10 protein-coding genes are annotated in these 11,047 nt (G+C 61.9%); 5 read left to right on the top strand and 5 right to left on the bottom strand.

All coding sequences use genetic code 11. The features are described from left to right. Positions 1-19: 19 nt before the first annotated feature. The 5 genes from NTD85_RS00810 (at position 20) to NTD85_RS00790 (ending at position 5,172) form a co-directional block, all read left to right on the top strand. Positions 20-538: a GNAT family N-acetyltransferase gene (locus tag NTD85_RS00810; protein WP_262141191.1), complete on the top strand. Its 519-nt coding sequence runs from the start codon at positions 20-22 to the stop codon at positions 536-538. Positions 539-654: 116 nt separating this feature from the next. Next, complete coding sequence (locus NTD85_RS00805) at positions 655-1,833, top strand: MFS transporter (protein ID WP_262141190.1); 1,179 nt, start codon at positions 655-657, stop codon at positions 1,831-1,833. 154 nt (positions 1,834-1,987) lie between these two features. Then, positions 1,988-2,674: an HPP family protein gene (locus NTD85_RS00800; protein WP_262141189.1), complete on the top strand. Its 687-nt coding sequence runs from the start codon at positions 1,988-1,990 to the stop codon at positions 2,672-2,674. A 236-nt stretch (positions 2,675-2,910) separates the two neighbouring features. After that, positions 2,911-4,017 carry an enoyl-CoA hydratase/isomerase family protein gene (locus tag NTD85_RS00795; RefSeq protein ID WP_201137725.1) on the top strand — a complete coding sequence of 369 codons (1,107 nt, stop codon included), beginning with the start codon at positions 2,911-2,913 and terminating at the stop codon, positions 4,015-4,017. Between the two features lie 3 nt (positions 4,018-4,020). Next, positions 4,021-5,172: an acyl-CoA dehydrogenase family protein gene (locus NTD85_RS00790; protein ID WP_003224706.1), complete on the top strand. Its 1,152-nt coding sequence runs from the start codon at positions 4,021-4,023 to the stop codon at positions 5,170-5,172. A 106-nt stretch (positions 5,173-5,278) separates the two neighbouring features. Here the strand turns inward: NTD85_RS00790 and NTD85_RS00785 are convergent, their stop codons facing one another. The 5 genes from NTD85_RS00785 to NTD85_RS00765 all read right to left on the bottom strand — a co-directional run bounded on the left by NTD85_RS00785 (position 5,279) and on the right by NTD85_RS00765 (position 10,988). Next, a complete protein-coding gene (locus tag NTD85_RS00785) occupies positions 5,279-6,052 on the bottom strand; it encodes an enoyl-CoA hydratase (RefSeq protein ID WP_123586292.1) in 774 nt (257 codons plus the stop codon). A gap of 15 nt (positions 6,053-6,067) precedes the next feature. Beyond that, positions 6,068-7,195 (bottom strand): acyl-CoA dehydrogenase, encoded by a 1,128-nt coding sequence (locus NTD85_RS00780; protein WP_262141188.1) that lies wholly within the window; start codon positions 7,193-7,195, stop codon positions 6,068-6,070. Between the two features lie 145 nt (positions 7,196-7,340). Then, positions 7,341-8,534, bottom strand: coding sequence for an acetyl-CoA C-acyltransferase (locus tag NTD85_RS00775; protein WP_262141187.1), 1,194 nt, complete (start codon positions 8,532-8,534; stop codon positions 7,341-7,343). A gap of 12 nt (positions 8,535-8,546) precedes the next feature. Then, complete coding sequence (locus NTD85_RS00770) at positions 8,547-9,308, bottom strand: SDR family NAD(P)-dependent oxidoreductase (protein WP_262141186.1); 762 nt, start codon at positions 9,306-9,308, stop codon at positions 8,547-8,549. A gap of 15 nt (positions 9,309-9,323) precedes the next feature. Further along, positions 9,324-10,988 (bottom strand): AMP-binding protein, encoded by a 1,665-nt coding sequence (locus NTD85_RS00765; protein ID WP_262141185.1) that lies wholly within the window; start codon positions 10,986-10,988, stop codon positions 9,324-9,326. Positions 10,989-11,047: the final 59 nt, after the last annotated feature.

The following is an 11,047-nucleotide window of genomic DNA, read 5'->3' as shown; positions in this document are numbered from 1 at the left end:
CTACAGGGATTTCTTGACCATGAGTTTTGTTGTACGCCGGGCGCGGCAGAATGATGCCGCCGCCCTCCCCGCCATCGAACGCTCGGCCGCCGAGCTGTTTCGCACCGATCCAACCCTCGCCTGGCTTGCCGATACCGACGTGGCAAGCGCCGCGCAACACCGCCAAGCCATCGACAATGCCCACGTCTGGGTCGCCGAAACCACCTCGGCGCAACTCGCAGGTTTTATCCGCGCGCTGGATTTCGACAACTTGCTGCACATTGAAGAACTGTCGGTCAGCCTCGCGTTTCAGGGACAAGGCGTGGGTCGTCAACTGCTGCTGGCCGCGATTGAACATGCCCGCTGCGAGCAAATGCGCGCGGTGACCCTGACCACGTTTCGCGACGTGCCGTGGAATGCGCCGTTTTATCAGCGGATGGGGTTTGTGGAAGTCGCACCCGGTGAGCACGAAGCGCATTTGCTCGATGCTCTGCAGAAAGAAATCGAGCATGGCTTTGCCGCCGAGCGACGCTGCGCCATGCACCTGCCCCTCTATTGATAACACCGCCGCTCCCACAAGGGGATTTACGCTGTGTCAGGTTGACCGCTGAGCGGGACCCGGTGAGGATGGCAAGGCTCACCCGCGCATTCTGAAATAAGGACATTGATCTCTTCGTGGCCACCTACTCCCGCCTGATCCGCCGACTGATGATCACCTCGCTGAGTATCGTCATCAGCCGTGCCCTGATCAGTCCGCTGCTGACCTTGTTTCTCAGCAACAAACTGGGCCTTAACCCGCAGGACGTCGGTCTGCTGTTGGGCATCGCCGTGTTCAGTGCCACGCTGTTGTCGCTGTACGGCGGCTACATCATCGATCGCCTCGACAAGCGTCAGCTGTTGATCCTGACCATGCTTTCCAGCGGTGTCGGCCTGATGCTACTGACCTTCGCGCAGAATCTGTACCTGGTCACGCTGGTGCTGATCATCAGTGAAACGGCGTCGGCGTTGTTCCTGATCTGCTCCAAAGCGATGCTCAGTGAAAACTTGCCGGTCGGCCAGCGGGTCAAGGCGTTTTCGTTGAACTACACGCTGACCAACATCGGCTACGCCGTCGGCCCGATGATCGGCGTGGTGATTGCCGGCGTTCAGCCTTCAGCGCCGTTTATTGTCGCGGGGCTGATTGCTGCCGGCAGCGTTTTCCTGCTTATGGGTGTGTCTCGCGAGGCCAGTCCGCTGTCGCAGGTCAGCCAACCGCAGAGTTTCCTGAACACCCTGATCATCCTGAAAAACGACCGCACGATGATCCTGTTCACCTTTGGTTGCCTGCTCAGCACCCTGGTTCACGGGCGCTTCACCCTGTACCTGTCGCAGTACCTGCTGGTGACCCACACGCAGGAACAGACACTCGACACCATGGCCGCCCTGCTCGCCTGCAACGCGATCACGGTGATCCTGCTGCAGTACCAGATCGGGCGATTCCTCAAACGTGAGCATCTGCGCTACTGGATTGCCGGCGGCACCGCGTTGTTCATCGTCGGTCTGATCGGCTTCAGCCTGGCCGACAGTCTGGTCGGCTGGTGCGTGGCGATGTTTATCTTCACCCTCGGCGAGATGATCATTTACCCGGCGGATTTCCTCTTCGTCGACACCCTGGCCCCGGAAGAATTGCGCGGCAGTTATTACGGCGCACAGAACCTCGCGGCGTTAGGCGGCGCGGTGAGTCCGGTGATGTGCGGGTTCCTGTTGATGCACACGCCGGCACCGAGCATGTTCTACGCCTTGAGCGCCCTGGCTGCGCTGGGCGGGTATCTGTGTTTTGTCAGTGGACGCCGTGTGGCGACAATTCAAAAATAATGCACTGAAGCATCATTTATATGAATTTGTCAGTATCGACTTTGCACGGCACACTGTGCGCGTTCCTCCCCCAATAGTTGGAACTATTCGAGGACTTTCCGAAACGGACAAGTCCTTTTTTTTGCCCCGAATTTACCGCAAGGACCCGATGTACATGCTCGCTCGCTGGTTGCCCGCCGCCATCAATACTCGCCCCACCGAATGGAGCCGCGCCGCGATCGGCATGGCGCTGGGCACCTTGTTCAGCGTCTGGGCATGCAGTCAGGTATTCGGCATTGAGGTGGCGTATCACCTGATCGGGCCGTTGGGCGCCTCAGCGGTGTTGCTGTTTGCCGTCTCTTCGGGCGCCCTCGCTCAACCGTGGTCGATCATCGGCGGCTACCTGTGCGCCAGCGTTGTCGCGTTGCTGGTCGCCCACGTCCTCGGTCGCACCTTGGGCAGCGCCTGTCTGGCGGCGGGCATCGCGTTGATTCTGATGTGCTGGCTGCGTTGCCTGCACCCACCCGCCGGTGCGCTCGCGCTGACGCTGGTGCTGGCCGATCCCGCCACCATCGCCATGGACTGGAAAGCCATGGAACCGGTGATGCTCGCCGCTGCGTGCATGCTGCTCAGCGCGCTGGCCTACAACAACCTGACGCGCATCCGTTACCCGAAACGCCCGGCCGAGCCTGCGCCGCTGCTGGCTCCCGTCGACAGCCAGTCAATTACCGCCGAAGATTTGAAACGGGCACTGGCCGACATGGAAGCCTTTATCGACGTCACCCCCGAAGACCTCGAACAACTGATCCACGCCAGTGAAATGCACGCCAAACGCCGCAGCATCGGCGAAGTCTTCTCCTGATACCCCACACTCCCTGTAGGAGCTGTCGAGTGCAACGAGGCTGCGATCTTTCAAGATCAAAAGATCGCAGCCTTCGGCAGCTCCTACACCAGCAGATGTCGATTCTCCCCTAAGGCAAAAACGCAAACTCCCCCTGCACATATCCCCGTTGTACACGGCAAATTTGCACTGTTACGATCCGTCAACGCTCGCGCGCGAGCTTCTCGAATAAAGACAATAAAAGCAGGGAGTTAGTGATGACTGCTCAGGCTTCATCCCCGCGGACGCCGTCCATGGATGCCACACAAAACGAAGTGCTGGCCGAGGTTCGCAATCACATCGGTCACCTGACCCTCAACCGCCCCGCCGGTCTCAACGCCATCACCCTCGACATGGTCCGTCAGTTGCAGCAGCAACTCGATGCCTGGGCCACTGACCCCAGCGTGCGCGCGGTTGTGCTGCGCGGTGCCGGTGACAAGGCTTTCTGTGCCGGTGGCGATATCCGTTCGCTGTACGACAGCTTCAAAAGCGGCGACACGCTGCACGAAGATTTCTTCGTCGAGGAATACGCCCTCGACCTGACCATTCATCATTACCGCAAACCGGTGCTGGCCTTGATGGACGGTTTCGTCCTGGGCGGCGGCATGGGCCTGGTGCAAGGTGCGGATCTGCGGGTGGTCACCGAAAAGAGTCGTCTGGCGATGCCGGAAGTGGCGATCGGTTATTTCCCCGATGTCGGCGGCAGTTATTTCCTCTCGCGGATTCCCGGTGAACTGGGGATCTATCTGGGCGTCAGCGGTGTGCAGATTCGTGCGGCCGATGCGTTGTACTGCGGGCTGGCCGACTGGTTTGTCGACAGCAGCAAACTGGCGAGCCTCGACGAACAACTCGATCATCTGGAATGGCGCGATACGCCGCTCAAGGATCTGCAGAGCCTGCTCGCGAAAAATGGCGTGCAAACCCTGGCCGATGCACCGCTGGAGAAACTGCGCCCGGCCATCGACCATTTCTTCGCCCTGCCGGACGTGCCGAGCATTGTCGAGCAACTGCGCGCAGTCACCGTCGCCGACAGCCATGAGTGGGCGACCACCACCGCTGACCTGCTGGACAGCCGCTCGCCACTGGCGATGGCCGTGACCCTAGAGATGCTCCGTCGCGGCCGGCACCTGAGCCTGGAACACTGTTTTGCCCTCGAACTGCATCTGGATCGCCAGTGGTTCGAACGCGGCGACCTGATCGAGGGCGTGCGCGCCCTGCTGATCGACAAAGACAAGACACCACGCTGGAACCCGCCGACCCTCGCTGCGCTGGACGCCGGGCATGTCGCGAGTTTCTTCCACGGTTTTACTGAGAGCGGGAGCTGAGCCATGCACGATCTCGAACTGACTGAAGAGCAAGTGATGATCCGCGACATGGCCCGGGACTTCGCCCGCGGCGAAATCGCGCCCCATGCGCAAGCCTGGGAAAAGGCCGGCTGGATCGACGACGCGCTGGTGGCGAAAATGGGCGAACTCGGTTTGCTCGGCATGGTGGTGCCCGAGGAATGGGGCGGCACCTACGTCGATTACGTGGCCTATGCGCTGGCGGTGGAAGAGATTTCTGCCGGCGACGGAGCCACCGGTGCCTTCATGAGCATTCACAACTCAGTGGGCTGCGGCCCGGTGCTCAACTACGGCAGCGAAGCGCAGAAACAGACCTGGCTGGCGGATCTCGCCAGTGGCCAGACGATTGGCTGCTTCTGCCTCACCGAACCGCAGGCCGGTTCCGAGGCGCACAACCTGCGCACCCGTGCCGAACTGCGTGACGGCCAGTGGGTGATCAACGGCGCCAAGCAATTCGTCAGCAATGGCAAACGGGCGAAACTGGCGATCGTGTTTGCGGTGACCGACCCGGATCTGGGCAAGAAAGGCATTTCCGCATTCCTGGTGCCCACCGATACTGCGGGCTTCATCGTCGATCGCACCGAACACAAGATGGGCATCCGCGCTTCCGACACCTGCGCGGTGACCCTGAACAACTGCAGCATTCCCGAGGCCAATCTGCTCGGCGAACGCGGCAAGGGGCTGGCGATTGCCTTGTCCAACCTTGAAGGCGGCCGCATCGGCATCGCTGCGCAAGCCCTGGGCATCGCCCGGGCGGCGTTTGAAGCGGCGCTGGTTTACTCCCGCGACCGAATCCAGTTCGGCAAGCCGATCAATGAGCACCAGAGCATCGCCAACCTGCTGGCCGACATGCACATGCAAATCAACGCGGCGCGACTGATGATCCTGCACGCGGCGCGTCTGCGCACAGCGGGCAAGCCGTGCCTGTCGGAGGCGTCACAGGCCAAACTGTTCGCGTCGGAGATGGCCGAGAAGGTCTGCTCCTCGGCGATTCAGATTCATGGCGGGTATGGGTATCTGGAGGACTATCCGGTCGAGAAGTACTACCGCGATGCGCGGATTACCCAGATCTATGAAGGCTCGAGCGAGATTCAGCGGATGGTGATTGCTCGGGAACTGAAGAACTATCAGTTGTAACGCCAAAAGCTTCGCGAGCAAGCCCGCTCCCACATTGGATCTGCGTCGTACACAAATCCCATGTGGGAGCGAGCTTGCTCGCGAAGACGTCAGCCAAGACGATGCATTACTTACCTGTAAACTCCGGCGCACGTTTCGCGACAAACGCCGCCATCCCTTCCTTCTGATCCTGGGTGGCAAACGCCGCATGGAACACCCGACGCTCGAAGCGTACGCCTTCAGTCAGGTTGACCTCAAAGGCGCGGTTGACGCTTTCCTTGACCATCATCGCAATCGGCAGCGATTTGCTGGCGATCACCGCGGCGACTTTCAGCGCCTCGTCGAGCAACTCATCGCTCGGCACGATCCGCGCGACGATGCCGCAGCGCTCGGCTTCCACCGCATCGATCATCCGCCCGCTGAGGCACATTTCCATAGCCTTGGCCTTGCCCACGGCGCGGGTCAGGCGCTGGGTGCCGCCCATGCCCGGGAGCACGCCTAGGTTGATTTCCGGTTGGCCGAATTTGGCGTTGTCGCCGGCGAGGATGAAGTCGCACATCAGCGCCAGTTCGCAGCCGCCACCGAGGGCGAAGCCGTTGACCGCAGCGATGATCGGCTTGCGTCGATTGGCCACGCGGTCGCTATCGCTGAACAGGTCGTCCATGTAGATCTGCGGATAGGTCAGTTCGGCCATTTCCTTGATGTCGGCGCCGGCGGCGAAAGCTTTCTTCGAACCGGTGATGACGATGCATCCGATGTTCGCATCCGCTTCCAGGCCGTCGAGGGCGTGGTTCACTTCGCTGACCAGCTGCGCGTTCAGGGCGTTCAGCGCCTGTGGTCGGTTCAGCGTGATCAGGCCGACGCGGCCGTGGTTTTCCAGCAGAATCGTTTCGTAAGTCATGGGCAAGATTCCTTGTCAGAGATTGCGCGAAATAACCATGCGCTGAATGTCGCTGGTGCCTTCGTAAATCTGGCAGACGCGCACGTCGCGGTAGATGCGTTCCAGCGGGAAGTCGTTGAGGTAACCGTAACCGCCCAGCGTCTGCAACGCCATCGAGCAGACCTTCTCGGCCATTTCCGAGGCGAACAGTTTGGCCATTGAAGCCTCGACCAGCGCCGGCTGACCGCTGTCACGCAGGGCGGCGGCGTAATGCACCATTTGCCGGGCAACGGCGATCTGCGTGGCCATGTCGGCGAGACGGAAGGCCACGGCCTGGTGCTCGATGATCGGTTTGCCGAAAGTGTCGCGCTCACGGGCGTAATCGCGGGCCGCTTCGAACGCGGCACGGGCCATGCCCACCGCTTGCGAAGCGATGCCGACGCGTCCGCCTTCGAGGTTGGCCAAGGCAATCTTGTAGCCTTCACCCTCCTCACCCAAGCGGTTGGCGACCGGCACTTTCACGTCTTCAAACAGAATCTGGCAGGTGTCCGAAGCATGCTGGCCGAGCTTGTCTTCGACCCGGGCGACTTTGTAGCCCGCAGAATCGGTCGGCACGATGAACGCCGTGATGCCGCGTTTGCCGGCACTCGGGTCAGTCACCGCAAACACGATCACGATCCCCGCATTCTGCCCAGAAGTGATGAACTGTTTGCAGCCGTTGAGCACGTAGTGATCGCCTTCGAGGCGCGCGCGGGTTTTCAGGCTGCTGGCGTCGGAGCCGGCCTGCGGCTCGGTCAATGCGAACGCACCGAGCATCGCGCCGCTGGCCAGCGGTTTGAGGAAGCGTTCGCGCTGGTCGTCGTTGCCGAACTTGAGGATCGGCACGCAGCCGACCGAGTTGTGCACGCTCATGATGGTCGAGCAGGCGCCGTCGCCGGCGGCGATTTCTTCCAGGGCCATGGCGTAGGCCAGGTAGCCGGTATCACAACCGCCCCACTGCTCCGACACCAGCATGCCGAAGAAGCCCAGCTCGGCCATCTCGCCAATGGCTGCCTTGGGGAAACGATGCTCGCGATCCCACTCGGCGGCGAACGGTTTCAGTCGTTCCTCGGCGAACTGCCGAGCCATGTCGCGGATCTGGGATTGGTCTTCGTTGGGAATCATGGTGAATCCTTAATTCTGGTAACACCACCCGTTCATTGTGGGAGGGGGCTTGCTCCCGAAGAGGCCGGGTCAGTCAAATAACTTCTGAATGACACACCGCTTTCGGGAGCAAGCCCCCTCCCACAAGGACAGTCAGATGTTGGCTTCAGTAGACGCATTCCACGGCCATCGCCGTGGCTTCACCGCCGCCGATGCAAATCGCTGCGATCCCGCGTTTCAGGCCCTTCTGGCGCAGGGCCGAGAGCAAGGTCACCAGAATCCGCGCGCCCGAGGCACCGATCGGATGGCCCAGTGCGCAGGCGCCGCCATGCACGTTGAGCTTGTCGTGGGGGATTTCCAGATGGGTCATCGCCGCCATCGCCACCACGGCGAACGCTTCGTTGATCTCGAACAGATCGACCTCGTTCAACGCCCAACCGGTCTTCTTCACCAGCTTCTTGATCGCGCCAATCGGTGCCACCGGGAACAGGCCCGGCGTGTCGGCAAACGCCGCGTGGCCGTGGATCACCGCCAGTGGTTTCAGACCGAGTTTCTGTGCCTGCGACTGGCGCATCAGCACCAGCGCCGCCGCACCGTCGGAGATCGAACTGGAGTTCGCCGCCGTCACCGTGCCGCCTTCGCGGAACGCCGGTTTCAGTGAGGCGACCTTGTCCAGTTTGGCTTTCGGCGGCTGCTCGTCGTTGCTGATCAACAGCTGTTCCTTGCCGACGGTCACGGTCAGCGGGACGATCTCGGCCTTGAAGCTGCCGTCCTTGATCGCCTGCTGGGCGCGGGTGGTCGAAGCGATGGCAAAGGCATCCTGTGCTTCGCGGCTGAAGTCGTTGGTTTCGGCGCAGTCTTCGGCGAAGGTGCCCATCAGACGGCCCTTGTCGTAGGCGTCTTCGAGGCCGTCGAGGAACATCGAGTCGAGCACCCGGCCATGGCCCATGCGGTAACCGGCGCGGGCACGATCCAGCAGATATGGCGAGTTGGACATGCTTTCCATGCCGCCGGCGATCACCACGTCGGCACTGCCGGCCAGCAGCATGTCGTGGGCGAGAATGGTGGTTTCCATGCCCGAGCCGCACATCTTGTTGACCGTGGTGCAACGGGTGGATTTATCCAGCCCGGCACCCAGAGCCGCCTGCCGCGCCGGCGCCTGACCGAGGCCGGCGGGCAATACGCAACCGAACAGCACTTCGTCGACCGCATCGCTGGCAACGCCTGCGCGTTCAACCGCAGCCTTGATCGCGGCGGCGCCCAGTTGCGGCGCGGTGAGGCTTTTCAGTTCGCCCTGAAAACCGCCCATCGGGGTGCGGACGGCGCTGACGATGACAATTGGATCGTTGGAAAGGCTCATGACAAATCCTCCTTACTTGGCGGCCATGCGCAAGGCGCCGTCGAGACGGATCACCTCACCGTTGAGCATGCTGTTTTCGATGATATGCCGAACCAGCGCGGCATACTCGGCAGGTTTCCCAAGACGCGGCGGGAACGGTACGCCGGCGGCCAGCGACTCGCGCACTTCCGGGGTCATGCCGGCCATCATCGGGGTTTCGAAAATGCCTGGAGCGATGGTCATCACGCGGATGCCGAAGCGCGCCAGTTCGCGGGCGGCCGGCAGGGTCAGGCTGGCGATCGCGCCTTTGGAGGCGGAGTACGCGGCCTGGCCGATCTGGCCGTCGAACGCTGCGACCGAGGCGGTGTTGATGATCACCCCGCGCTCGCCGTCGGCATTCGCCTCGCTCTCGGCGATCGCCGCTGCGGCCAGACGCAGCATGTTGAAGCTGCCGATCAGGTTGACGTTGATCACTTGGGCAAAACTGGCCAGAGCATGCGGGCCGTTCTTGCCGAGAATCTTCTCGCCCCGCACGATGCCGGCGCAGTTGACCAGACCGTTAAGGCTGCCAAAGGCTTTGAGCGTGACCTGTACGGCGGCTTCGGCGGCGGCTTCATTGCTGATGTCGGCGACGACGCTTTGCGCGCCGAGGCGCTGGGCCTGCGCGGCAACGGCTTCGGCGTTCATGTCCACCAGCATCACTTTGGCGCCGGCGTTGACCAGCAACTCAGCGGTGGCTGCACCGAGGCCGGAGGCGCCGCCGGTGACGATAAAAACCTTGTTCTCGATCTGCATGACTGACTTCCTGATTCAAGCTGAAACGTTGTGCGCCGCGGCCTCTTGAGCCTTGGCGATTTCCTGGTTGCGCAAGATGAAGCGCTGCAATTTGCCGCTTGGGGTTTTCGGCAATTCGCTGACAAATTCGATTTCACGCGGGTACGAATGCGCGGCCAGCCGTTTGCGCACATGTTGCCGCAACTCCTCGGCCAGCGCCGGTTCGGCGCGGTATTGCGGGTTGAGCACGACGAAGGCTTTGACCAGTTCGGTGCGCTCCGGGTCAGGCTTGCCGACCACGGCGGCTTCGACCACCGCCGGGTGCTCGATCAGCGCGCTTTCGACGTCGAACGGGCCGACGCGGTAGCCCGAGGTGGTGATCACGTCATCACTGCGCCCGACGAAGCTGATGCTGCCGTCCGGGTTCCACTCCACGGTGTCGCCGCTGAGGTAGTAATCGCCGACGAAGGCTTTGGTGGTCACACCTTGGTAACCGCCGAACCAACACATCGGCGACTGGGTGCGGTCGATGGCGAGGATGCCCGGCTGGCCGACGCCGAGTTCGTTGTAATTTTCGTCGAGCACCACGATGCGATGGCCCGGCGAGGCGAAACCGGCGGCGCCAAGGTGGATCGGGTGCTCCAGACCGTGGTGGTTGCACAGGACCATGCCCAGTTCGGTCTGGCCGTAATGGTCGTGAATCACCACACCGAGGTTGTCGGCGAACCAGCGAATCACTTCCGGGTTGAGCGGCTCGCCAGCGCTGCTGACGATGCGCAGCTTGCCCTTGATCGACTTGGCGAACTCGTTGCCACCGGCAATCAGCAAGCGGTACGCGGTCGGCGAGCCGGTGAGATTGGTGATGCCGTATTTGTTGATCACCCGGCAGGTGCTTTCGAGGGTGAACGGGCCATCGTAAAAGGTGATCGGGTGCCCCATCGACATAGGGCCGGTGACGCCGAAATAGATGCCGTAGGCCCAGCCCGGATCGGCGACGTTCCAGAACGAATCTTCCGGACGCAGATCCACCGCGTCGCGGGTGTAGCTCTGGAACGCGACGATGGCCTTGAGCGGCACCGACAGTGCTTTCGACGGGCCGGTGGTGCCCGAGGTGAACATCAGCAGAAACGGGTCTTCGCCGCTCAGCAGCACTGGCTCGCAAACATTGGAATAGTTGGCCAGCTCGGCCCAGAAACTGAAATCGCCACGGATGATGCCCTGACCTTTGGTGCCGCCGACGGTGACGATGGTCGGGCAATCGTTGACCTCAGCGAGTTTCGGCCGGTTGACCGCATCGGTGACCACCACTTTGGCGCCGGAACTGTTCAGGCGATGCTCGATGGCCTTGGGGCCGAACGCGGTGAACAGTGGCTGATACACCGCGCCGATGCGCCAGGTGGCGAACACGGTGATGAGCAATTCGATGTTGCGTGGCAGCAGGCCGGCGACCTTGTCGCTCTTCTGCACGCCTTGGGCGAGAAGGAAATTGGCGAAACGTGCGGCTTTGTCTTGCAGCTCGCTGAAGGTGTACGTGGCACTCGCGCCGTCGCGGCCCTCCCAGAACAACGCAATGCGCCCCGGCAAGGCGTGGCGGTCGCAACATTCGACGCAGGCGTTGAGCGCCCCCAGCGTGCCGCTGAGCGCAGCGTCCACGGTGTGCTGATAGTTGAACTGTTCGGTGGCAGACAAGTAATCGCGCATTGCCAGAATCCCTCTGTGTTTTTATTAGGCTGGGAACCGTAAACAACACAGGGATAGTC

Source organism: Pseudomonas sp. 13B_3.2_Bac1 (genome assembly GCF_025466205.1).
In the GTDB taxonomy this organism is placed as follows: domain Bacteria; phylum Pseudomonadota; class Gammaproteobacteria; order Pseudomonadales; family Pseudomonadaceae; genus Aquipseudomonas; species Aquipseudomonas fluorescens_H.
The sequence above is the reverse complement of the archived record's forward strand: the minus strand, read 5'-3'. Positions and strand labels throughout refer to the sequence as shown.